This is a genomic window from Brachybacterium fresconis, from assembly GCF_017876515.1.
Classification (GTDB): domain Bacteria; phylum Actinomycetota; class Actinomycetes; order Actinomycetales; family Dermabacteraceae; genus Brachybacterium; species Brachybacterium fresconis.
In genome coordinates this window covers 2,869,239-2,892,831 of sequence record NZ_JAGIOC010000001.1, presented here as the reverse complement: position 1 = coordinate 2,892,831, position 23,593 = coordinate 2,869,239, and the positions used below count along the sequence as shown (strand labels likewise).

The 23,593-nt window shown below is 71.3% G+C and carries 20 protein-coding genes; 8 read left to right on the top strand and 12 right to left on the bottom strand.

The features are described from left to right. Positions 1–44 precede the first annotated feature (44 nt). The 3 genes from JOF44_RS13070 to JOF44_RS13060 are packed head-to-tail and all read right to left on the bottom strand — an operon-like array spanning position 45 to position 3,245. Positions 45–1,595: a tripartite tricarboxylate transporter permease gene (locus JOF44_RS13070; RefSeq protein WP_209892106.1), complete on the bottom strand. Its 1,551-nt coding sequence runs from the start codon at positions 1,593–1,595 to the stop codon at positions 45–47. A gap of 1 nt (position 1,596) precedes the next feature. Next, the gene (locus JOF44_RS13065; protein ID WP_209892093.1) at positions 1,597–2,205 is read right to left on the bottom strand and encodes a tripartite tricarboxylate transporter TctB family protein; all 609 of its coding nucleotides are present in this window, start codon (positions 2,203–2,205) and stop codon (positions 1,597–1,599) included. Further along, a complete protein-coding gene (locus JOF44_RS13060) occupies positions 2,202–3,245 on the bottom strand; it encodes a tripartite tricarboxylate transporter substrate binding protein (RefSeq protein ID WP_209892090.1) in 1,044 nt (347 codons plus the stop codon). The genes JOF44_RS13065 and JOF44_RS13060 overlap by 4 nt, the downstream gene beginning before the upstream one ends. Positions 3,246–3,546: 301 nt before the next feature. On the opposite strand from JOF44_RS13060, the gene JOF44_RS13055 reads away from it, so the two are divergent. Next, positions 3,547–4,554: a LysR family transcriptional regulator gene (locus JOF44_RS13055; RefSeq protein ID WP_209892086.1), complete on the top strand. Its 1,008-nt coding sequence runs from the start codon at positions 3,547–3,549 to the stop codon at positions 4,552–4,554. A gap of 98 nt (positions 4,555–4,652) precedes the next feature. After that, complete coding sequence (locus JOF44_RS13050) at positions 4,653–5,960, top strand: MFS transporter (RefSeq protein WP_209892083.1); 1,308 nt, start codon at positions 4,653–4,655, stop codon at positions 5,958–5,960. A gap of 111 nt (positions 5,961–6,071) precedes the next feature. Here JOF44_RS13050 and JOF44_RS13045 read toward each other — a convergent pair whose 3' ends face one another. The 7 genes from JOF44_RS13045 to JOF44_RS13015 all read right to left on the bottom strand — a co-directional run bounded on the left by JOF44_RS13045 (position 6,072) and on the right by JOF44_RS13015 (position 13,618). Next, positions 6,072–6,959, bottom strand: coding sequence for an SDR family NAD(P)-dependent oxidoreductase (locus tag JOF44_RS13045; protein WP_342591779.1), 888 nt, complete (start codon positions 6,957–6,959; stop codon positions 6,072–6,074). Continuing rightward, a complete protein-coding gene (locus JOF44_RS13040) occupies positions 6,956–7,960 on the bottom strand; it encodes an NAD(P)-dependent oxidoreductase (protein WP_209892080.1) in 1,005 nt (334 codons plus the stop codon). Before JOF44_RS13040 ends, JOF44_RS13045 begins: the two co-directional genes overlap by 4 nt. Beyond that, positions 7,957–9,270 carry an alpha-hydroxy acid oxidase gene (locus JOF44_RS13035; protein WP_209892077.1) on the bottom strand — a complete coding sequence of 438 codons (1,314 nt, stop codon included), beginning with the start codon at positions 9,268–9,270 and terminating at the stop codon, positions 7,957–7,959. The genes JOF44_RS13040 and JOF44_RS13035 overlap by 4 nt, the downstream gene beginning before the upstream one ends. Before the next feature lie 92 nt (positions 9,271–9,362). Continuing rightward, the gene (locus JOF44_RS13030) at positions 9,363–10,166 is read right to left on the bottom strand and encodes an SDR family NAD(P)-dependent oxidoreductase (protein ID WP_209892075.1); all 804 of its coding nucleotides are present in this window, start codon (positions 10,164–10,166) and stop codon (positions 9,363–9,365) included. Positions 10,167–10,247: 81 nt separating this feature from the next. Continuing rightward, on the bottom strand, positions 10,248–11,732 hold the full coding sequence (locus JOF44_RS13025) for a GntP family permease (protein ID WP_209892072.1): 1,485 nt from the start codon (positions 11,730–11,732) through the stop codon (positions 10,248–10,250). Between the two features lie 46 nt (positions 11,733–11,778). Next, the gene (locus JOF44_RS13020) at positions 11,779–12,699 is read right to left on the bottom strand and encodes a sugar phosphate isomerase/epimerase family protein (RefSeq protein ID WP_209892069.1); all 921 of its coding nucleotides are present in this window, start codon (positions 12,697–12,699) and stop codon (positions 11,779–11,781) included. A 154-nt stretch (positions 12,700–12,853) separates the two neighbouring features. Beyond that, positions 12,854–13,618 carry a FadR/GntR family transcriptional regulator gene (locus tag JOF44_RS13015; protein ID WP_209892067.1) on the bottom strand — a complete coding sequence of 255 codons (765 nt, stop codon included), beginning with the start codon at positions 13,616–13,618 and terminating at the stop codon, positions 12,854–12,856. 219 nt (positions 13,619–13,837) lie between these two features. Here JOF44_RS13015 and JOF44_RS13010 point away from each other — a divergent pair, with 219 nt between their 5' ends. The 6 genes from JOF44_RS13010 (at position 13,838) to JOF44_RS12985 (ending at position 21,262) form a co-directional block, all read left to right on the top strand. Beyond that, entirely contained in the window at positions 13,838–14,725 is an 888-nt protein-coding gene (locus JOF44_RS13010) for a sugar phosphate isomerase/epimerase family protein (RefSeq protein ID WP_209892064.1), read from the top strand. Between the two features lie 135 nt (positions 14,726–14,860). Continuing rightward, positions 14,861–15,763: a phosphogluconate dehydrogenase C-terminal domain-containing protein gene (locus JOF44_RS13005; protein WP_209892060.1), complete on the top strand. Its 903-nt coding sequence runs from the start codon at positions 14,861–14,863 to the stop codon at positions 15,761–15,763. Between the two features lie 65 nt (positions 15,764–15,828). Continuing rightward, positions 15,829–17,298 carry a GntT/GntP/DsdX family permease gene (locus JOF44_RS13000; protein ID WP_209892057.1) on the top strand — a complete coding sequence of 490 codons (1,470 nt, stop codon included), beginning with the start codon at positions 15,829–15,831 and terminating at the stop codon, positions 17,296–17,298. A 166-nt stretch (positions 17,299–17,464) separates the two neighbouring features. After that, positions 17,465–19,180, top strand: a complete 1,716-nt coding sequence (locus tag JOF44_RS12995; protein ID WP_209892054.1) for a dihydroxyacetone kinase family protein — start codon at positions 17,465–17,467, stop codon at positions 19,178–19,180. A gap of 119 nt (positions 19,181–19,299) precedes the next feature. Next, positions 19,300–20,142: a triose-phosphate isomerase gene (locus tag JOF44_RS12990; protein ID WP_209892051.1), complete on the top strand. Its 843-nt coding sequence runs from the start codon at positions 19,300–19,302 to the stop codon at positions 20,140–20,142. 400 nt (positions 20,143–20,542) lie between these two features. Then, positions 20,543–21,262: a hypothetical protein gene (locus JOF44_RS12985; protein WP_209896003.1), complete on the top strand. Its 720-nt coding sequence runs from the start codon at positions 20,543–20,545 to the stop codon at positions 21,260–21,262. 28 nt (positions 21,263–21,290) lie between these two features. Here the strand turns inward: JOF44_RS12985 and JOF44_RS12980 are convergent, their stop codons facing one another. Together JOF44_RS12980 and JOF44_RS12975 are read right to left on the bottom strand one after the other, a co-directional pair. Next, positions 21,291–22,001, bottom strand: a complete 711-nt coding sequence (locus JOF44_RS12980) for a GntR family transcriptional regulator (RefSeq protein ID WP_209892048.1) — start codon at positions 21,999–22,001, stop codon at positions 21,291–21,293. A gap of 258 nt (positions 22,002–22,259) precedes the next feature. Next, on the bottom strand, positions 22,260–23,471 hold the full coding sequence (locus tag JOF44_RS12975; protein WP_209892045.1) for an acyl-CoA dehydrogenase family protein: 1,212 nt from the start codon (positions 23,469–23,471) through the stop codon (positions 22,260–22,262). Positions 23,472–23,593 lie beyond the last annotated feature (122 nt).

Here is a 23,593-nt window from a genome sequence, read left to right as displayed (position 1 = left end):
CGGAGAGCGGATCTCCGTCGGGGGCTCCGTCGTCGTCGCGGGGGTCAGGAGCTGACCGAGGAGTCCTCCTCGTCCTGCGCCGCTTTCACCGACGCGAACCGCTCGGCGCGCCTGCCCAGCCAGGTCATCATCGGCGAGGCCGCGATCGCGAGGACCACCAGGACGATCAGGACCGCGCTGATGGGGCGGGTGAAGAACTGGGTCAGGTCCCAGTTGGTCTTGATCACCGACTGCATGAAGTTGCTCTCGACGATCGGACCCAGCACGATCCCCAGCACCACCGGCGCCAGCGGGATGCCGCCCTTCTCGAAGAGGTACCCCAGCACCCCGAAGATCACCATCAGACCCACCTCGAGGTAGCCGTTGTTGATGGCGAAGGCTCCGCAGATCGAGATCGACACGATCAGCCCCATCAGCACCGTCCGCGGGATCCGCAGCACGAACCCGGAGGCCCGGATCAGCAGGAAGCCCAGCGGCAGTAGGAGCAGGTTGGCGATGATGAAGATGAGGTAGAGCGCGTACAGGGTGTCGGTCTGGTACAGGAACAGGTCCGGACCGGGGGTGATGCCCTTGACCAGCAGCACGCCGACCAGGATCGCCGTGATGGTGTCGCCCGGGATGCCGAAGGCCAGCGTCGGTACGTAGGCCGAGGCGACGCCCGCGTTGTTGGCGCTGGAGGCACCGGCGATCGCCTCCAGGCGCTTGTCGTCGGCCGTATCGCCGGGCTTCTTCCGGCTGGTGGAGCGGGTGAACGCGTAGGAGATCCAGGCTGCGATGTCGGCGCCCGCCCCGGGCAGCGCCCCGACGACACCGCCGATGGTCGAGCCCGAGGCCACTCGTGCCTTGTTCCGCCCGATCGCCCGAAAGGCGGAGCGCAGGGCTCCCCGGCCCTCGATCCGCGGGATCGGCATCGACTGCCCCTTGCGGGCCGTGACGGCTCGCAGCACCTCCGAGAGCCCGAACAGGCCGATCATCGCGGCGATGAAGTCGACGCCCCGGTACAGCTCCTCGTTGCCGAAGGTGAAGCGCGGGTGCCCGAGCGTGACGTCGAGGCCGACGGTCGAGACCAGCAGTCCGACCATCAGGGCGATCGCGCCCTTCAGCTGAGCCCCCTTCGAGACGATCACCGCCGCCGTCAGCCCCAGCACCGCCACCCAGAAGTACTCGAAACTGGTGAAGCGCAGCGCGAACTCGCCCAGGATCGGGGACACGAAGATCAGCACCACCGACCCGAACAGACCGCCGAGCACGGAGGCCAGGAGGGAGACCCCCAGACCGAGAGACCCCTTGCCATGGCGGGTCAGGGCGAAGGCGTCCTCCGTGTACGCGGCCGACGACGGGGTGCCGGGGATCCGCAGCAGGGCGCTGGGGATGTCCCCGGCGAAGATCGCCATCGCCGACATGGTGATGATCGCGGCGATCGCGGGCACCGGATCCAGGAAGAAGGTGAAGGGCACCAGCAGCGCGGCCGCGAGGGTGGCGGTCATGCCCGGCAGCGACCCGATGACCAGGCCGAACAGGGCGGCGAGGATCATCACGAGGATCGTGGTGGGATCACCGATCAGGACCAGGGCGCCTTCGAAGTTCTCGATCATGTCAGAACCCCTGGATGATGCCGTCGGGCAGCTGGACCATCAGGCCCAGCTCGAACATGGCCCACAGGCCGACGGAGGAGAGCACGGCGGTCAGGAGAGCGACCCACCACCTCGCCCGCAGCGAGAACACGATGGCGAACACGAGGATCGCCATGGTCAGCGGGAACCCGAGCGGCTCGGCGGCGAGCACGAAGAAGACGATGCCGCCCATCAGGACGGCGCCGTTGATCCATCGCCGGGGCCCGTCGGACCCGATGTCCGTGTCCAGGACCGCTCCGGCCTCCGGGGCGGCGGAGCCCGCCTCGTCGGCCGCCGCGACCGCGACGGACCCGGCCTCCGCCGACGGGGCGGAGGCGGCCTGCCTCCGTCGCGCCGCGTGCAGGCTCGTGATGATCACGAGCGCCCCGAACAGGACCAGGAGGCCGCCGATCATCATCGGGAACAGTCCCGGCCCGGGGATGCCCTCGCGGATGTACGGCATCGACGCCCCGTAGGGGATCACCGCGCCGCCGAGGAGGACGGCGGCGGCGCCGATCACGAGGTTCACCGGCAGCGAGCTGCCGGCAGGAGCCTCGGCGCCCGCCGCGGCCCCGGTCTCCGACGAGGTCACTTCGCGAGCCCCGCTTCCTTCATGACCTCGCCCTTGGCCGCGTCGTCCTCGGCCATGAGCTGCTGGAACTCCTCCGCGCCGCGGTACTTCACGCCCAGACCGGAGTCGGCCATGAACTGGTTGAACTCGTCGGACTCGGCGATCAGGCCCAGATGGCACTCGAGCTCCTCGACCACCGTGGGATCCATGTCCTCGGGCCCGGCGATCCCGCGCCAGACGGTCATGTTGTAGTCCGAGCCGGTCTGCTCCTCGAGGGTGGGGACGTCGGGGAAGTTCGGGTCCCGCTCGGTGCCCATCACGGCCAGGGCCTTGGCCCGGTCGGAGTCGAGCATGGTCTGGGACTCGCCGAGGGAGTTCGTGGTCATGTCGATGCCGCCGGCCACCATCTCCTGCAGGGCCGGAGCCGCGCCCTCGGAGGGCACGAAGTTCACCGAGTCCACGGGCAGGCCGTTGTCCAGCAGCATGCCCAGCAGCGCGAGGTGCCAGATGCCGCCCTGTCCGGTGCCGGAGGAGGTGACCTCGCCGGGATGCTCCTCGATATAGGTCAGCAGCTCCTCGGCGGTCTCCCACTGGGCATCGGCGGCGACGGTGATCCCGGCACCGTCCTCGTTCATCTGCGAGATCGCGGTGAGGTCCTCGCCGGTCAGGTCGGTCAGGCCCTGCCAGTGCATCATCCCGATCTCGACGGTCACCAGTCCGATCGTCTGGCCGTCCGGCTCCGCGTCGGCCATGGCCTGGTGGCCGACGACGCCGGAGCCGCCGGTGCGGTTGACGACGTTGATGTTGCTGCCCATCTGGGTCGAGAGCTGGTCGCCGATCAGCCGGGCGACGCCGTCGGTGCCACCGCCGGCGGCCCAGGGGACGATCAGCTCGACGGGCCCGTTCGGGTATTCGGCGTTGATGTCGTTGCAGGCCTGGACCGCGTCTCGGTCGGCGCCGCCCCCACCGCCGGCGCCGCCGGAGCATCCGGAGGCCACCAGCGCGAGCGCTGCGGCGCCGGCGAGGCAGGAGAGCAGGGAGCGGGATCGGGTGTGCGTCATGGCGGACTCCACTTCATCGTGCGGGTCGGATGGATGCACGTCGCGGGGGCGATGCCTGCACGGCGGTGTGCTCGCGTCGTGACCAGGCGTTGTCTCCTGCGAGGTGCCTGAAAACTACCAACGCCGGGTGCCCGGGAGACCGACGATTCGACCCGCGATCCGGAAATCCTATATGCGATATTGATAAGCTGGGTCACACTCCGCGGAGACCTGCAGGGATGCCGGACCTCGGAGATCCACCGACATCGGATCGTGACCCTCGTGCGGCGCGCGGGGATCCCTCAGGAGGACGACGGACGCGATGGCGCGCATCGAGCAGACGGATTGGTTGGAGACCTTCGTGGCGGTCATCGACCACGGCAGCTTCTCCGCGGCGGCGCGGGCGCTGCATCGAGCGCAGTCCCGGGTCAGCACGCACGTGGCCGCGCTCGAGCGCACCCTCGGCGGAACCCTCGTCGACCGCAGCCACCGGCCCATCGGACCGACGGAGCTCGGCACCGCCTTCCTCCCCCACGCCCGGGCCGTGCTCACAGCGCTGGAGAAGGGCGCCGAGGCCGTCGACGCCCACTCCGGGACGCCGCGGGGACGGGTGGTGATCGGCTGCCACCCCAGCGTCAGCGCGGGCTTCCTGCCCGGGGTGCTGGCCACGCTCCACGCCGCCCATCCCTTCCTCCGCATCGAGCTGACCGAGCACACCACCCCGGATCTGGTCTCCGGGATCGTCTCCGGGCGCTTCCACATCGCGATCCATTCCCTGGCGGCCGATCCCCCGTCCGAGGATCTCCGCAGCGTCCACCTGTGGACCGAGCGCTACGTCGCGATCATCCCGCCCGATCATCCGCTGCTGACCGAGGGCGATGCGGCGTCGGCCGGTCTGGCGCCGCAGGCCCTCGAGGCGCATCCGCTGATCGCCATCGCCCAGCCGGGCGCCGCGGTCGATCCCGACACCGGCAGCGCCCTGCTGGCCTGGGAGCTCGAGATCCCGCTGGCCTGGCAGTCCGAGCAGCCGCAGACGGTGGTGAACCTGGCGCGCCAGGGACTGGGCATCGGGGTGCTGAACGCCCTGGCGGCCAGCGTCTGCGATACCTCCGGAACCGTGGTGGTGCCGGTGGGCACGGCGGCGGACGGCCGGCAGGTCGCGGCCACCCGGGACCGCCGCACGACCTCTCCCAGCGTGGACGTCGTGTTCCAGGCGATCCTGGCGGCGACGCCGCCGCCGGGCGTGCAGCCGGCGCGGCCGGTGACGGCTCCCGAGGGCGCGTCCGTCCCATCGCCGACGACAGGTCGGACCACCCCCGCAGCACCTTGACGCCACCCTGCGACCCCTAGATCCTATAGGGGTGCGCTCGTGAGGAGTGCAGTGCGAAGGGTCTCGCCCGAGAGCCTCGCGCCGTTCGAAGGAGCCCTGTGCCCGCCTCCCGCGTCTCCCGCGCCCACCTGGTCTGGGCGGTCGGGGTCTTCGCCTACCTGTGTGCCGTCTCCGGGCGGGCCTCCTTCGGGGTGGCGAGCGTGGAGGCGTCCGATCGATTCGGGGTCGACGGGGCGGTGCTGAGCCTGTTCGGGGTGGTGCAGCTGGGCACCTACGCCGCCGCGCAGATCCCGGCCGGCCTGCTGCTGGACCGCGTGGGACCGCGCCGCATGATGGTCCTCGGCGCGGTGACCATGGCTGCGGGGCAGCTGCTGCTCGCCCTGGCCACCGATGTGCCCACAGCGCTGGTGGCGCGCATGCTCACCGGCGTCGGCGACGCGGCCACCCTGATCAGCGTCGTCAGGCTGATCGCGACCTGGTTCCCCACCGGGCAGGTCCCGGTGTTCACGCAGCTCGCGACCATGATCGGCCAGTTCGGCCAGGCCGTGGCGGCGGTGCCGTTCCTGGCGGTGCTGGTGGGCTTCGGCTGGACCGCGGCGTGGTCGTCCTTGGCGTTCCTGCTGGTCTTCAGCGTGCTGCTGGTGCTGGCCGTGGTGCGCGACGAACCGCCGGGGGACGAGGGCGCCGTCGCCCTGGCGCGGCCGCGCGCCGGGCAGGTGCTCCGCGACGTGTTCACCTCCCGGGCGGCCTGGTCGGGCTTCTTCCTGCACTCCCTGACGCTGGCGACGGTCAACACCTTCCTGTTCCTGTGGGGCGTGCCGTACCTGACGAACGGCCATGGGCTCGATCCCGCCGCCGTCGGGGCACTGCTCACCATCAACGTGGTGGTGATGGTCGCGATCGGCCCGCTGGTGGGGGTCGCCACGGGCCGTTTCCCGCAGCATCGGGCCCGGCTGGGATGGATCGCCGGCGGCGTGCTCACCGTCGCCTGGACCATCACCCTGCTGATCCCCGTCCCGCTCACGGCCTGGCAGCTGCTGCCGCTGATCGTCGCCCTGTCGGTCGGTTCGGCGACCTGCTCGGTGGGCTTCGACCTCGCCCGCACCGGGGTGCCACCACGGGCGATCGGCACGGCCACCGGCATGGTGAACATCGGCGGCTACACCACCTCGCTGCTGGCGGTGCTGGTGATCGGGCTGATCCTCGACGTGCTGGCGCCCGACGGCCGCGCCGGGCTCGACGACTACCGTCTCGCGTTCTCCTCGATGGTGGTGTTCCTGGCCCTCGCGGCCGTCGGGCTCTTCCTCACCACGCGACCACGGCGGCCCGCCCACCGCGACGCGGGGCAGCACGGGGCCGTTCCGGGGGCCACGCACACGTCGACCCCGTCAGATGTGCCGGAATGAGGGAGCCTGAACGACACATCTGACCGGGTCGACGCCGCAGCGGATCCGAACCCGCACCCGGGGCACCGCAGCTATTCCGCACCCGGGGCACCGCCGCTTTTCCGCACCCTCTCAGCCCACGCGCAGACCGCCGTTGAGGTTGTAGGTGGCGCCGGTGGTGAAACCGCCGTGGGGGCCGACGAGGAAGGCGACCAGCTCGCCGAGCTCGCGGGTGGTGCCCAGGCGTCCCACCGGTGTGCGGGCGACGAACTGCTCGCGCCGCTCCCCCTCGAGCCGACCGTCCATGATGTCGGTGTCGATGTTCGCCGGAGCGATCGCGGCGGTGGTCACGCCGGTGCCGGCGACCTCCTTCGCCAGCCCCCGGATCAGACCCTCGACCCCGGCCTTGGAGGCGGCGTAGGCGGAGGTCGAGAAGTTGCCGCCGCCGTCCTGCGCGGCCGTGGAGCTCATCGCGACGATCCGCCCCAGGCCCTGCTCGAGCATGCCCGGCAGCACGCGCTGAGCCAAGTGGAACAGGCCCAGGGTGTTGACCGCCAGGGTGCGCTGGAAGCTTCCGCTGGTCATCTCCAGGAACGGGGTCGGATTCGCGATGCCCGCGCAGTGGACCAGCGCCGCGATCGGCGGCAGGGCACCGGTCGACGGCATCGGCCCGGACGACGGCAGCGATCCGGCACCTGCGTCGCTCGCGGCCTCGAGGGCGGTGATCGCGGCGTCGACGCTCGCTGCGTCGGCCACGTCCACCTCGGCGGTGACCACGACGGGCGCGCCCGCCTCGCGAGCGGCGTCGGCGGCGGCGTCGAGTCCCGCGCCGTCGAGGTCGAGCAGGGCCAGCGGGCGGCCCTGGGCGGCGAGGGTCAGCGCGACTCCGCGGCCGATCCCGCGCTCGGAAGCGGCACCGGTGACGAGGCAGGTCAGCTCCGTCAGACGGGCCTCGTCGGCCGCAGAGCGCTCGGCGTCAGCCGCTGAGCGCTCACCGTCGGCCGCGGACCGCTCGCTCACGGGCGGGCCGGTCCGGCCGGATCGTTCACGACGTGGCGGGGGCTGCCGCCGCTCGCCACGGCGATCACCTCATCCAGCACCTCGGCCCCGGTCGCCTCGGCGAAATCCTTCGTCCAGCACAGCGCGTGCGGAGACAGCACCACGTTCTCGAGCGCGATCAGCGGGCTGTCGGCCGGCAGCGGCTCGACTTCGAACACGTCCAGGCCGGCCCCTGCGATGGTGCCCTTCTGCAGGGCGGTGACCAGGGCGGGCTCGTCGACGACGGCGCCGCGGGCGATGTTGATGAGGAACGCGGAGTCCTTCATCGCGGTCAGCTGCTGCGCCCCGATCAGGTGGCGCGTGCCGGGGGTGGCGGCGACGGTGACGATGAGGTAGTCGCTGCGGGCGATCACGTCCTCGAACCCGGCCTGCTCGATGCCGACCTCGGCGCAGAACTCGGGGCGCGGGGAGCGGTTCCAGGCGATGACGTCCAGGTCGAGGGCGCGCAGCTGGCGCACGGTCTCCCGGCCGATGCCGCCGAGCCCGATCATGCCGATCGTGGCGGTGGCGAGGCCCGGACCACGATGCTCGGCCTTGCGGTCCCAGGCGGCCTCGCGGACCAGACGGTCCTTGGGCAGCAGGGAGTGGGCGAGAGCGAACAGGAAGGTCAGTGCCGTGTGCGCCATCGGCACCCGCAGCCCGGTGGGGGCGTTGGTCACGGTGATGCCGCGCTCGTCGCAGGCGGCGAGGTCCACGGAATCGAAGCCGGCGCCGAAGCGCGCGACATGCTGCAGGGTGGTGACGCCCTCGAGCTGGGCGCGGCCGAAGGGGGTCCCGCTGAGCAGGACCAGCGCGTCGAAGCCCTCCAGCTCCTCGCCGCGCAGGTCACGGCCGGCCTGCCCGACCAGCGACCATTCGATGCCGTGGGCGGCGAGGGTGCCGAGCCCGATGTCTCCGTAGATGGTCGAGCCGTCGGCCTCGGCGTAGTCCGCCGTGACGGCCAGCTTCCAGGGGGTGCTCATCGTGCGGACTCCTCGGTGGTCCCCGCGCTGAAGCCGGCGGCCCGGGCAGCTGGGGATCGCTCGGGGTCGCGGTGCAGGCCGACGCCGTGCCACGCCTCGGGGTAGTCCACGAAGCCGCGATCCAGCGCGTCGATGCTGGTCGCGCCGAGCTGGCCCATGGCCAGCTCCAGCTCCTCGTCGAGGATCTCGAGCACGCGCAGCACGCCGCGCTCCCCCGCGGCGGCGTTGCCGTAGCCCCAGGCGCGACCGATCGAGACCAGGTCCGCGCCGACGGCGAGGGCCTTGGCGATGTCGTCGCCGGTGCGCACGCCGCCGTCGAAGACGACGGTCATGTCGTCCCCGACCGCGTCGACGATCGAGGGCAGCACGCTGATGGAGCTGGGCGAGGAGTCGAGCTGGCGACCGCCGTGGTTGGAGACGTAGATGCCTTGGGCACCGACGTTCCTCGCGCGCTGCGCGTCCTCCGGGGTGAGGATGCCCTTGAGGTAGATGGGCCCATCCCACTGCCGCCGCACGTCTTCGATGTTCTCCCAGGTCAGAGTGAGGTTCGCGAGGTACTTGGCGACGAACTCCTGGTGCGAGACGGCGTTGTCGCCCTGGATCTGGCCGGCGAGGTTGCGGAAGCCGATCGTCGGCGGCCGCATGATGGCGCGGGTCCAGTCGAGGTGGCGGACCGCCTGGACGGCGTTGCGCGGGGTGATCTTCGGAGGGATCGACATGCCGTTGCGGTGGTCGCGGTAGCGCTTGCCGTTCAGCGGCACGTCGACGGTGACCACGAGCGCCTCGGCCCCGATGGCCCGTGCACGGGCCAGGAGGTTGGAGACGATCGCGTCGCTCTTGTACATGTACAGCTGGTACCACAGCGGCCCGGTCGCCTCGTCGGCGAGCTCCTCCATCGACCAGTTCGAGGCGGTGGAGACCGTGAAGGGGATGTTCGCCTTCCCGGCGGCCCGCACCGCGCCCAGCTCGCCCTCGCCGCCGATCATGCGCTGCAGGCCGAGCGGCCCGAGCACGTACGGGCGCTGCAGCGCCATCCGGTCGACGGTGGTGGAGGTGTCGATGTGGGAGATGTCGGTGAGCCAGCGGGGTCGGAAGCGCACCTCGCGCAGGTCCCGCGTGTTCGCGTCGAGGGTGATCTCGTGGTTGGAGGCGCCGTCGATGATGTCGAAGGCCATCGTGGGCAGGCGCTTCCTCGCCAGGAGCCGGAGGTCCTCGATGGACGGGGCGGAAGCCACCGGGTCCAGGCGGAAACCGCCCGCGGCGAGCATCTTCGCGAATTCCAGGGCGCCAGAGAGTGTCGAGTCGACCATGGGGTCTCTCCTTCGGGTCGGTATGGCGGGTTCTGCGGTGCGGCAGTGCACGGGGCGGCACCCCGGGGACCTCACCCCGGGGCCGATGCGCCTCAGTGCATGTGCTTGCCGCCGTCGACGCTGATCGAGGTGCCGCTGACGAAGCTGGAGTCCTCGCTGACCAGGAAGTTGATCAGTCCGGCGACCTCCTCGGGCTGTCCCACGCGCTGCAGCGGGATGTTCTCGCTCATGCCGGTCTTGCGGTCGTCGGTCAGGGTGCCGCCCATGATGTCGGTGTCGATCGGGCCGGGCAGGATCACGTTGGCGGTGATGCCGTACGGGCCGAGCTCGCGGGCGCTGCCGCGGGTGAGGCCCTGGATGGCGGCCTTGGCGGCGGCGTAGCCGGTCTTGGAGAAGGTGCCGCCGCCGTCGAGAGCGGTGATGGACGCGGTGTTCACGATGCGCCCGCCGAAGCCGCCGTCGATCATGCGCCGCGCCGCGGCCTGGGTCATCAGCAGGGTGCCCTTGGCGTTGACGTCCATGACCTTGTCCCAGATCTCCGAGGTGAGCTCGAAGATCGAGTGGGGGCTCGGGATCCCGGCGAGGTTCACCAGCGCCGCGACCGGCGGCATCTCGGCGTCGATCCGGACGAAGGCGGCGTCGACGGCGGACTGGTCGCTGACGTCGACCGCGAGGCCGAGGACCTTCTGACCCGAGTCCGCGGGCAGCTGCTCGGCCAGCTCTGTCGCGAAGGCCTCGGCGGCCGCTCCGTCGAGGTCGGCGGCGACGATGCTCCAGCCCTCGGCGGCGAGCTTGCGGGAGACCTTGCGGCCGATGCCGCGAGGCGCGCCGGCACCGGTGACGATCGCGGTGCGCTGGTCGGGGAAGGGCTGGATGCGGGTGATCTCGAGGGTCATGAGTTCTCCGTTCGTCGTGTTTCAGGATGTCGTACAGGGGCTCGCCCGACGGGATGCCCCCGTCGGGCGAGATGCGAGGTGTCAGCCGGACGCGCCGAGCACGAGGCTCAGGACGAACAGCATCGGGATGGACGCCGCCCACATGACGGTGGTCATCCCGGAGTGGGCCTTCAGCGCCGCGGTGCCTTCGAGGCCCATGAAGCGGGTGACGACCCAGAAGTAGGAGTCGTTGAAGTAGCTGCAGACCATCGCGCCTGCCACGCAGGCCATCACGGCGACCAGCGGGTCGAGTCCGATGGTCGCCATGACCGGAGCGGTGACGGACGCCGCCGTGATCATGGAGACGGTGCCGGAGCCCTGCGCGATGCGCACGATGGAGGCGATGAGGAACGGCAGCAGGAACGAGGGCAGCGGAAGCCCTCCGATCGCCTGGGCGAGCTCGTCGCCGATCCCGGTATCGCGCAGCACCTGTCCGAGGCCCCCGCCGGCACCGGTGATCAGCAGGATCAGACCGGCGTCCGCCGCGGCGTCGCCAAGCCACTTGTGGCTCCGCTTGCGCGGCGTCCAGCGCGGCAGCAGCAGGTAGACCGCCAGCACCAGACCGATCAGCAGCGCGATCACCGGGTCGCCGATGAACACGAACGGTCCGGCCCAGGCCGAGGGCTCGTAGTCCGCCGGCAGCATGCCCCGGTTCTCCATGTCGATCGCGGAGACGACCGTGTTCAGCACGATCAGCACGATCGGCACCACCAGCGGCAGCAGACCGATCGCCGGCCCCACCCGATGGGGTTTCGCCCCCTCGGGCCGTTCGCCCAGCCGGGTGTCCTCGGAGGTGAGGCTCTCGAGGTCGACGGCGACGTCCTCGCTGCCCGACCCGGCACCGACGGACGCCGGAGTGCGCTCGGCGCGCACGTCACCGTAGACGGTCTCCTGGATCTCCTCGGAGACGAGGTGCTCGACCCGGGGGCCGATCCACTTCGCATACACGGTGACCACCGGGATCATGAGCAGTGTGAACACGAGGCCGACGAGGATCACCGAGCCGACGCTCGCACCGAGGATGCCGGCCACGCCGAGCGGCCCCGGGGTGGGCGGCACGAAGTGGTGGGTGATGACCATGCCTCCGGCGAGCGCGATGCCGAGGGTGGCGTAGCCGTACTTCTTGACCCGTGCGATGGCACGGGCCAGCGGGTTCATGATCACGTAGCCGGAGTCGCAGAAGACCGGGATCGAGATCAGGGCACCGATGCTGGTCATCGCCCAGGGCTCGCGACCCTTCCCGAACAGACGCAGGAACGCCACGGCGATCGCCTGGGCGGCCCCGGAGACCTCGAGGATCTTGCCGATGGCCACGCCCAGGCCGATCACGATGCCGATCGAGGCGAGGGTGCTGCCGAATCCCTCCTTGATCGACCCGACGATGGCCGGCAGGTCCTGTCCGGCGATCAGGCCGATCACCACGGAGGCGATCAGCAGCCCGGAGAACGCGTCCAGTCGCGTCTTCAGGACGATGACCACGATGAGCGCGATGCCGACGAGCAGCGCGACGAGCAGGATCGGATCCATCAGAACTCCTTCGTTCTCAGGGACTCACGCGGGAGGAGCGGAGGGCTCAGGCCAGAACGGAGGCCAACACCTGGCGGATGTAGTGGACGTTCTCGGCGATGACGCCGAGGGAGTCGGAGCCGTAGTGCTCGCAGCAGAACGGGCCGGAGTAGCCGAGCTCGACCGCCTGGCGGATCACGGTGCGGTAGTTGATGTAGCCGTACTTCAAGGGCATCGGCGCCGAGGAGTACGCGCCCGTCGCGGGATCGTAGTCGCGGCTGTAGTTCTTGATGTGCCAGAAGTTCGAATGCGGCAGGACCTTCTCGAACATGTCCGGCCACGGCTCGACCTCGCGGTGCAGGCGGACCAGGTTGCCGAGGTCGGGGTTCAGGCCGACGGACTCGTGGTCGACGTCCTTCAGGAACGATACGGCCTCGTCGGCGGTGCCGACGTAGGTGTCCTCGTACATCTCCAGGCTCACCTCGATGCCCTGGTCCCGGGCGGCGTCGCCCAGCGTGCGCACGCGCTCGATCGCCAGGTCGCGCAGGGCGGGGTCGTCGACGTGCCCGTCGGCCAGCCAGAACCAGATCGCCTGCTGCTGGGCGGGGGTGAGTCCCTGCATGAAGCCGGTGTTCACCACGCTCACCCCGAAGCTGGGGGCGAGCTCGATGAAGCGCAGCGCGTCGGCGAGGTTCTGCTCGCCGGAGTCGACGTCGACGACGGAGTTGCGGGTCATGGAGATCGAGGAGAGCGTCAGGCCCTCACCGTCGAGCACCCGGCGGAACTCCTCGACGCGCTCGTCGGTCAGCTGTGCCAGCGGCAGCCAGGCGTCGGTGGGATCGATCTGGTCGACGCCGAGCTCCTTGACCTGACGCAGCTGGGAGGCCCAGACGGCGGAGGAGGCCTCCACGGTGGGGGTGCCGTCCGGGGTCGTGCTCCCGAAGGAGAGCATGTTGGCCCCGATGGGCCAGGTCTCCGCTGTGAACATCGATGTCCTTCCGTGGTGATGACGTCTCCCGTGGATCCTATAGGATCATTCGGCCTCGAGGGAAGCACTTCGCGCAGATCCATGCACCGGGACGGGGAATCGGTCTGCGACGAGCGGGCCGACGAGGACCTCCGCAGCGGATCAGGGGCCGGAGTCAGTCGGACTGATGGGTCTCCCGCAGGATGCGCTCGGCGGCGGTGGCCATGTGCTGCTCCATCGCCTCCCCCGCGGCCATCGCGTCGCCGGCGACGACCGCGCGCGCGATCTCCCCGTGCTCGCTGATCGCCCGGTCGATGTCCTCCCGGTTGTCCACGGCGCGATCGAACCACACGCGCAGAAGAGTCCGGGTGGTGGCCAGGAGCTCCGTGAGCAGGCTGTTGCCGCCCATCTCGGCGAGCACGCGGTGGAAGGCGACGTCCGCGGCGACATAGCCCTCGGCATCATCCGCCGCCGCTCGCTGCTCGTCCACGAGCCGGCCGAGCTCCTCCTTCTGCGCGGTCGTCGCGCTCAGCGCGGCCAGCTGCGCGGCCGACCGCTCGAGCGCTCCGCGCACGACGTTCAGCTCGGTGGTGCGGTCCTGGTCCATCAGCAGCGACCAGCTCAGCGTGCTGGGCAGCAGTTCGGACGTGCTCGAGCGCAGGTAGGTGCCGGATCCGGCCCGGGTCTCGACGACGCCGAGCACCTCGAGCGCGGAGATCGCCTCGCGCACCGCGCTGCGGCCCACGCCGAGCTCCTCGGCCAGGGCGCGCTCTCCCGGCAGGCGGTCGCCGGGGCGCATGGACTCCCCCAGCAGCAGGTCGAGCAGCCGGTAGGTCACAGCGCTGCTCGGGGAGCGGTTCAGTCCATTCGGGACCACGCGACCGGGGCCGAAGCGCGGAGGGGCCGCGTCGTCGGCCGCGGGCTGCTCAGAGGTGCTCACAGCGCCTCAGCGTACCGGGAGCGCTGAACCTTTCCAGCGTCCCACAACTGGCTAACCGGTTGACCAATCACGACGATGACGTCTAGGGTTCCGAGCATGTCCGGACGAGGAGAGTCCGGGCCCTATCGCCACCGGACCGAGAGCGTCCGGGCGCCGCCGGACCCCGTGCGTCCGGCCGCCCACCCACGACCTGCGACCCCACGACGGAGTGACCTGCACATGAAGATCGGCATCGGCAGCTACGCCCTGTTCTGGGAGTTCCAGGACGCCAACCCCGAGCCGCTGTCGCTGGCCGGGATGATCGACCGCGCCGCCCAGCTGGGCTGTGAGGTGTTCCAGTTCTGCGACGACCCGCGGATCGAGCAGTGCGACGCGGCCGCTCTGCAGGAGCTGCGCGAACGCGCCGAGATCCTCGGCCTGGAGCTGGAGCTCGGCACCCGCGGCATCGACCCCGAGCACCTCGGGCGCCATCTCGACATCGCTGAGGCTCTCGGGGCCCGTCTCCTGCGCTCGATGATCTCTGCAGAGGAGATCGCCGACGGCTCCGCCGCGGCCGCCGGGACGCTGCGCAGCCTCCTCCCTCGCCTCGAAACCGCCGGCATCACCCTCGCGCTGGAGACCTACGAGCAGATCCCGACCTCGACCCTGCTGCAGGTCATCGACGCGGTCGGCTCCCCGCTGGTGGGGGTCTGCCTGGATCCGGCGAACTGCGTGGCCGGCCTCGAGCATCCCCAGCAGGTGATCACGTCCTGCGCCCCGCGCACCGTGAACCTCCACGTGAAGGACTTCGCCTTCGCCCGCCAGGCCGGCTGGGTCGGCTTCGTCTATTCCGGGGCCCCGCTCGGCGAGGGACTGCTGGATCTCGAGCTCGAGCTGGGGGCCGTCTACGGGGCCGGCGCCCCGTCGGCCGGGAAGCGCTCGGCGGTCGCCGACGGACCCACCCCCGGCTCCGCCCGCCGCACCCCCCGCGCGATCGTCGAGCACTGGCTGCCCTGGCAGGGCGACCTGGAGAGAACCCTGACCACCGAGCGCGCCTGGACCGACCGCACCCTGACCGCCCTGCGCGCCTGGCGCGCCGAGCACTTCCCGCCCTCCGACCTCGGCTGACCCCACCCCTGGCCTCCGCCGTCCACACCCGCGACCCGTCCGGTCGTCCTGCTCCGCGACCCCGGTCGCACCCCTGCGCGGCTCCGGCCGCGCCCATCCCGCGACCCCGGTCGCACCGTCCCGAAGGAGACCCTCATGACCAGCAGCAAGGAACTGAACCCCCTGTACGGCAAGACCGTCGAGCTCGACCCCGCGATCTCCGTCGCCGTCGTGGGCGCGGCCGGGAAGATGGGCACCCGCGTCTCGAACAACCTCAACCTCACCGACGCCCCCGTCCATTACGTCGAAGCGTCCGAGTCCGGCCGGCAGCGCCTGGCCGAGCTGGGCCGTGAGGTCACGGGGATCGAGGAGGCCGCGGCGGCGGCCGACGTGGTCATCCTCGCCATCCCCGACACGGCGCTCGGGACGGTCTCCGCACAGGTCGTGCCGCTGATGAAGGCGGGTTCGGTGCTGCTGACCCTCGATCCGGCCGCGGCCTACGCCGGACTGCTCACCGAGCGCGAGGACGTCCACCAGGCCTGCGCGCACCCCGCCCATCCGTCGGTCTTCCTCGAGCGCACCACGAAGGAGGAGTGGGCCGACACCTTCGGCGGCATCGCCGCGCCCCAGGAGGTCGTCGCCGCCTACGAGGGCGAGGACGAGGCGATCCGCGAGCGGACCGCCGCCGTGATCCGCGCGATCTACGCCCCGGTGATCGACGTGCACTGGGTGACCGTCAAGCAGCTCGCCCAGCTCGAGCCGACCCTGGTGGAGACCACCGGCTGCATGATCGGGCAGTTCCTCAAGGACTCCATGGACCATGCGATCGACGAGGTCGGGATCCCCGAGGACGCCGTCAAGGCGCTGTTCTACGGCCACATCTTCATCTCCCTGACCAACGCCCTGCGCGGCTCGAACCCGTTCTCCGACGCCTGCCTGCGGGCCATGGACTACGGCCGCGAGTCGATCATCAAGCCCGACTGGACGAAGGTCTGGGACGACGCGGAGCTCGACAAGGTCCTCGCCCGCATGCTCGAGATCGACACCATCGAGCGCTGACCAGCCGACCCTGATGACGGGGCGGCCGACGACGGCCGCCCCGCACCCGTACGAAAGGCCCGAAGATGGACCCGCTGCTCCTGGTCGGGGTCGCCGCCGTCGCGATCGCGATCCTCCTGTTCACCGTCATCAAGCTCAAGTGGCCCGCCTATGTCGCGCTGCTGGTCGTCTCTGTCCTGACGGCCCTGGCCGGCGGCATCGCGATCGGCGACGTCGTGCCGCTGATGATCGAGGGAATGGGCGGCACCCTCGGCTCCGTCGCCCTGCTGGTGGGGCTCGGCGCCATGCTGGGCGGGATCATCGAGAAGACCGGCGGTGCCGAGATCATCGCAGACCGCGCGGCCGAGATCCTCGGTCCCCAGCGGCTCGAGTCCGCGCTGCTGATCGCCTCCGGCCTCGTCGCCATCCCGATCTTCTTCGACGTCGCCTTCATCATCCTGGTGCCGATCATCTTCGCCTTCGCGAAGGCCGCCGGGCATCGCGGCCCCGTCGCGATCGGCATGCCGATCGCGGTGTTCATGGTGTTCATCCACAACACGGTCCCGCCCCATCCCGGCGTCGTCGGCTCCACCACGCTGCTCGCCCCCGACCTCATGGGGTTGGTGACGATCCTGGGCGTGGCCCTCGCGATCCCGATGGGCTTCCTGGTCCATCTGGTCGGCAAGCGCGTGCTCCGCCGCGCCTTCGTCCTCACGCCCGAGGTCGACGCCCAGTACGCCGCCGCCGGCGCAGCGAGCCTCGGCTCGGGGGCGACGGGCTCGGGGGCGGCGGGCACCGGGCCGAGGGGCTCCGGGGCCGGTCCCCGCGTCCGCGGCGCCTCCCCCGACGGCGACGGCGCGGGCGATGACCTCTCCGCGCGGCGCCCTCCGGCCGGCCTGGTGGTCGCGCTCATCCTGCTGCCCATCGTGATGATCGCCTGCGGCACGGTCGGCACCCTCGTGACCGTCGAGGGCTCCACGGCCGCGAGCGTGCTGTCGTTCATCGGGGCCCCCGCCCTCGCCCTCCTGGTCGCGACCCTCGCCGCCATGTACCTGCTGGGCATCATGTACGGCTGGGGGCGTCAGCAGATCAGCGAGGTCATGGACGGCGCTCTCGGTCCCGCCGCGATCGTCATCCTGGTCACCGGTGCCGGCGGCGTGTTCGCCGAAGTGCTCACCGAGACCGGGGTGGGCGATGCCGTCTCGGGTCTGCTGCTGGACGCCGGCGTGCCGATCCTGCTGCTGGCCTTCCTGATCGCCCTGGCCTTCAAGGTCGCCCAGGGGTCCGGGACCGTCGCCACCCTCTCCGCTGCCGGGATCGTCCAGGGCACCGTCGCGACGGGCGACTTCACGAGCCTCCAGACCGCGCTGATCATCCTGGCCATCGGACTGGGCTCGGTGTCGCTCTCGCACATCAACGACTCGGGATTCTGGATCGCCACGAAGTTCCTCGGACTCTCCGTGGGCGACGGTCTGCGCACCTGGTCCGTGCTGACCACCATCCTGGGCTTCAGCGCGATGGTGATCGTGAGCCTGGTCTGGCTGATCGTCTCCTGACGCACCGTCCATTCGGGACGGTCCGTCGACCACCCTCGAGAGCCGTCGACCACGCCTCTCGTTTCCTATAGGATCTCGGATGGCGGGAGGCATGCATGTGCCTCACCGTGTCCGGCAACGACCAGTGCGCCGCCGCTCCCGGACGGACGCCCGTGGAGGAACCCCGATGACTCACCTGTTCAATGACCCGAGCGCCTTCGCGACCGACGCGATCCGCGGCCTGGCCCTGTCCCACCCCGACCACGTGGCCGTCGTGCACGGCGGCGTGGTCCGGGCCACCGAGACGCCGGCGGGTCAGCCCGCCCTGGTGATCGGGGGCGGTTCCGGCCACTACCCGGCCTTCGCCGGCTGGGTCGGCCCCGGTCTGGCGCACGGCGCCCCCTGCGGCAACGTGTTCGCCTCCCCATCGGCCTCCCAGGTCCACGCGGTGGCGCGCAGCGCCGAGAACGGCGGCGGCGTGATCCTCGGCTTCGGCAACTACGCCGGCGACGTCCTCCACTTCGGCGCCGCCGCCGAGAAGCTGCGGGCGGAGGGCATCGACGTGCGGATCGTGAAGGTCAGCGACGACATCGCCTCCAACACCCCCGAGAACCACCGGGACCGCCGCGGCATCGCCGGTGACCTGCCGGTGTTCAAGATCGCCGGGGCCGCGATCGAGGCCGGCGCAGACCTCGCCGACGCCGAGCGGATCGCCTGGGCGGCGAACGACGCCACGCGCTCCTTCGGCGTCGCCTTCGACGGCTGCACCCTGCCCGGCGCGGACGCGCCCCTGTTCCACGTGAGCGATGGTCAGATGGGCGTGGGTCTGGGCATCCACGGCGAGCCCGGCGTGCGCGACGAGCCCCTCGGCTCGGCCGACGAGATCGCGACCCTGCTGGTCGAGGGCATCCTCGTCGAACAGCCGACGCGGTCCGAGGGCGGCTACCAGGGCCGTGCCGCAGTGGTCCTGAATGGTCTGGGAACCGTGAAGTACGAGGAGCTCTTCGTCGTCTATGCGAAGGTCGCCGAGCTGCTCGAGGCCGCCGGGATCACGCCCGTGCGTCCCGAGGTCGGCGAATTCGTCACCAGCCTGGACATGGCCGGGCTGTCCCTGTCCCTGGTCTTCCTCGACGAGGAGCTCGAGCGGCACTGGCTGGCTCCGGTCGACACCCCCGCCCACCACCGCGGTGCGATGCCCGCCGTCGAGCGCCCGCGACGGACGTCCTTCTGGGAGGCCGGGGCCGACGGGACCCCTGCCTCCACGGACGAGTCCCGCGAGGTCGCGGCGGAGATCGCCGGTGTGCTCGATCGGTTCGAGGCCGTCTGCGCCCGGGAGGAGGCCGAACTGGGCCGGATCGACGCGATCGCGGGCGACGGCGACCACGGCCAGGGCATGGCCTACGGGTCGCGAGGCGCCGCGGAGGCCGCACACGCCGCCCTCGCCGACGGCGCCGGGGCCCGCACCGTGCTGGTCCGCGCCGGGGAGGCCTGGTCGGAATCGGCCGGCGGCACCTCCGGAGCGCTATGGGGCGCAGCGCTGATCGCCGCCGGCGGCGTCTTCGCCGACGACGGCGGCAGGTCGCCCCGCACGACCGTCGAGGCGCTCGATGCCGGCATCGATGCAGTCCAGCGCCTGGGCGGGGCCCGGGTCGGCGACAAGACCATGATCGACGCCGCCGTCCCCTTCCGTGCCGCCCTCGCCGAAGCCTTCACCGGCGAGAACACCGCTGCGGCGATCCTGGCGGCAGCGACGACGGCCCGCGAGGCCGCCGACGCCACCGCTGGCATCACCGCGGCCCTCGGCCGCGCTCGGGTCCTCGGCGACAAGTCGCTGGGCGCCCCCGACCCCGGTGCGATCTCGTTCTCGATCCTCATGACCGAGCTCGGCGACCACCTCCGCTGATCGACCATGCCACCTCTCCCCTCGTCCCGCGTGGCGCTGCGAAAGGTTCCACTCCCGGGGAACCTTTCGGAGCATGGTGGGCTGAGCGTCCCGCGAACCGCACGGAAGGACAACGAGCCATGAGCCCCCTCTGGATCGGTACCAGCTGGAAGATGACCAAGACCCTCGCCGAGGCCCGGGCCTGGGCCACCGGCCTGCGCGATCACCTCGGCGGCGCGGCGGGCGGCGGTCCGACGCACGACGATGCGGCGAACGACGCCACCAGGAACGACGGCACGAGCGGGGCCACGGCCCCGTCGGGCGTGCAGCCCTTCGTGATCCCCTCCTTCACCGCCACCACCACGGTGGCCGAGGTGCTCGGCGAGGACTCCCCCGTGCTGCTCGGCGTGCAGAACGCCCACTGGGAGGACGCCGGCGCCTGGACCGGGGAGGTCTCCGTCCCGCAGGCGAAGGATGCCGGGGCGCAGATGGTCGAGATCGGCCATTCCGAGCGCCGCGAGCACTTCGGCGAGACCGTGGAGACCACGCGATGGAAGGTCGCCGCGGCGCTGCGCCATGGGCTGACGCCTCTGCTGTGCATCGGCGAGAGCGCCGAGGTCAAGGAAGCGGGGGGCTCGAGCGCATTCATCCTCGAACAGGCCGCCGGCGCGCTCCGGGGTCTGGGCGCCGAGGAGCTCGCCCGCGTCGTGATCGCCTACGAACCGATCTGGGCGATCGGCGAGGCGGGCCGCCCGGCCACCATCGAGGAACTCATCGAACCGTTCGCGGCGCTCGGTGAGGCCTGCTCCGGAAAGGTCGCGGGTCTGCTGTACGGCGGGTCCGTGAACCTCGACAACGCCGCCGATCTGCTCGGGATCGAGCACGTGAGCGGCCTGTTCGTCGGCCGCACCGCGTGGCGGCTGGAGGGCTACCTCGAGCTGCTGCGGCTCGCGGAGGAGCACGCCGCGGGCCGACGCGTCTGACCCTCGCGCCCCGCACTCCCCGGACCGCCCCACCTTCCGGTTTTCCCCCAGGCCCGACGGGGCACCTGCACCCAGGCCGGTCCCGGACGCGCGCGATACCCTGGGGAGGGTCGATGGCGTGGAGCGCTTCCGGGTCGACCCCGTGCGGCCGGGCCGGGCTCCGCGCCCCTGACCTCAGCTCCGTCCCATGAGAGGTCCGCCGCTAGCCATGAACGCCCAGAGCCGACCCGCGAGTGCTCAGCAGGACCGGAAGGGCCCCGCCCCCTTCCGGCGCAGCACGCCGTGGCGCACGGGCCGGCCGTGGTCGGCGGCATCGCCGAGGTCGGCGGACCGTCGATCCTCCGCCGCTCCTCTGCCGCGCCCCCTGGTCGGACAGGTCCACGCCCCCAGCTCGACGCGGATGTCGGTGCCCCGTCGTCGCGGGCGCTGGCTCACCGTCGGCGTGCCCACCGTGCTGGGCGGCAGCGTCGGGATCGGCAGCTTCCTCCTGCTCGGGGTGAGCAGCCTGATCGGCGGCGCCGGACTGCTGGCTCCGCTGGTGGCCGGCCTCGGGATCGGCATCGTCGTCGGCGGAGGCACCGGGCTCCTGCTGCGCAATCGGAGGCCGCGACCGGTACGCCTGGACCGGGCCGCCGGGGAGATGCCCGGGGGCACCCGCCCTCTGCTCGAGAAGATCGTGCGGTCCACGAAGCACCAGCAGCGACGTCTCGCCCGGATGCGACGGCGAACCCCCGGCCCTGTGGTCACGCCGGTGCTCCATCGCGCCGAATCCCTGCTGCACCGCGTCGACGCCCTGGTGGACTCCGCCGCGCTGCAGTCACGGCGTCCCTCCGACGACGACGTGCTGATGCTGGAGGGGATGGCCGATCGCTACGTCCCGGATCTGGTCGGCGCCCTGGAGGACACCGTCGACTTCCTCACCCCCGTCACGGGCGAGGCCCAGGAGCAGGCGCTGGCGAATCTGGGCAGCATCGACCGGCAGCTGCTGGCCCTCGGCGAGGAGGTGGACCGCATCGAGGGCGACATCATCACCGGTGTCACCCGATCCCTCGACGTGCATTCCGAGTTCCTGCGGCGACACCTTCCCGACCAGGACCGGGACCCGCTGGTCGACCGCTGAGCTGCAGGGTCCCGCCCCACGGGACCGGTCAGTCGTCCGCGCCGACCGCGCCCGAGACGGGTTCCTCCTCCACCGGCAGGGAGCGCCCCAGCACAGCGTCGAGGTGGGCCGAGAGCGCCAGCAGCGCGCCGTCATGATGATGCTGGCGCACCTTCTGCAGGATCAGGCCGTGCTCCTCGTGCGCGGTGTGCCCGTCGAAGGTCTCCGGCCCGCCGGACCAGGTCTGCCGCATGCGGTGGGAGTAGGTGCTGAGATTCTCCACCATGGTGCGCAGGTAGCGGTTGTCGGCGTGCGCGAAGAACACCCGGTGGAAGGCCCAGTCGGCCCGGAAATGCTCATCGAGCAGGGCGTAGTCCTCGGGACCTGCCGCATCGATGCGCTCGAGGACCTCGGCGTGATGACGATGGGCTTCGTCGAGGTCGGCGACCAGCGCCTCCCATTCAGTGAAGGCGCGGCCGAGGGCGGCGGACTCGACGACCTTGCGCGCGTCCAGCAGCTCCCGCATGTGTGCGGCGTCCAGCGGCGGCGCGACCACGTAGCCGCGCAGGGCGACGTACTCGACCAGCCCCGAGCGCTCGAGGGAGACCATCGCCTCGCGCACCGGAGTCGGGGAGACCTCCAGGTCACGGGCCAGACCGTCGATGCTGAGACGGGAGCCGGGCGCCCAGCGCGATTCGAGCAGCCGCTGGAGGATGAGCTCCTCGACCTCGTCGCGCAGGACCTGTCGTCGGATGGCCATCGCGGCGCTCCCTTCATCTCCAGGAGAGGCGGCCACGTCGGCCCGACCCCCGGGCTCGGCGATCATTCTTCCCATAGGGTACTGGCCCCGCCGGCCCGCGCTGAACGGTTTCACCAGGTCGAGCCGAACGCCATCGCCAGGTCGAACCGAACGGTTCTCTCGAGCCCGGCCGAGCAGATCCGGGCAGCCGTGCGGCGTCATCGGGCCGACCGCGTCGTCGAACCCGTCGTCGAACCCTCCACGTGCCCGCCTCCCGCCTCAGGCGGTGAGCGCCTTGGGGAAGCCCAGATGCTTGGCGATGATCGACAGCTGCACCTCGGTCGAGCCCTCGCCGACCTCCAGCACCCGCGAGTCGCGGTAGTGGCGGGCGACGACGTTCTCGTTGAGGAACCCGTTGCCGCCCCAGATCTGGCAGGCGTCGCGGGCGTTGTCGACCGCGGCCTCGCTGGCCACGAGCTTGGCGAGCGCGGCCTCCGTGCTGAAGGGCATCCCGGCGTCGAGCCGGTGGGCGGCCTCGTGCATCAGCGCGCGGGCGCCCGCGACCCGGGCCTGCATCCGGGCGAGGGTGAAGGCGATGTGCTGGTTGTCGCCGAGGGGGCGATCGAAGACGACCCGGCGCTTCGCATAGTCCGTCGCCTGCTCCAGGCAGCCCTGGGCCGCGCCCACGCACAGTGCTGCGAGCGCGACCCGGCCCTGGTCGAGGATCGCCAGGAAGTTGGCGAAGCCGCGGCCCCGCTCACCCAGCAGGTTCTCCTCGGGGACGCGGACGTCCTCGAGCAGCAGCGGGTGGGTGTCGGAGGTGTGCCAGCCGACCTTGTCGTATCCCGGAAGGGCCGTGAACCCCGGGGTGTCGGTGGGGACGATGATGCTGGTCAGCTCCGGGGAGGTGCGTCCGTCCCGGCGCCGGCGCTGCCCGGTGACCGCGGTGACGGTGACCAGGGAGGTGATGGGGGTGCCGGAGTTGGTGATGAACTGCTTCGTCCCGTCGATCACCCACTGCCCGTCGGCGAGCTCGGCCGTGGTGCGGGTGGCCCCGGCATCGGAGCCGGCCTCCGCCTCGGTCAGCCCGAAGGCCGCCAGCTCCTCACCGCGGGCCAGGGCCGGAAGATGCTGTTCCTTCTGCTCGCGCGTGCCGACGCTGAGGATCGGCATAGCGCCCAGTCCGAGCCCGGCCTCCAGGGTGACGGCGATGGACTGATCGACCCGGGCCAGCTGCTCGACCGCGACGCAGAGCGAGAGGTAGTCCTTGCCCTGCCCGTCGAACTCGCGGGGGATCGGCAGCCCGAACAGCCCCATCCGCCCCATCTCGGCGATGATCTCCATCGGGAGCCGGCGCTCCGTGTCGTAGGCGTAGCTCTCCGGCGCCACCACCTCGTCGGCGAACTCACGGACCCGGGCGGCGAGCCGCTGGTGCTCCTCGCTCAGCAGCTCGGTGCCGGGGACGGCGGTGGTCGCAGGGGTGGTGCTCACAAGGGGCTCCTTCTCGGGGCGTCGATGCTCGATGGGTGCTCGGTCGGTGCTCGGTCGGTGCTTGGTCGGTGCTTGGTCGGTGCTTGGTCGGTGCTCGGTGCTCGGCCGCTGCGCCGTCGGCG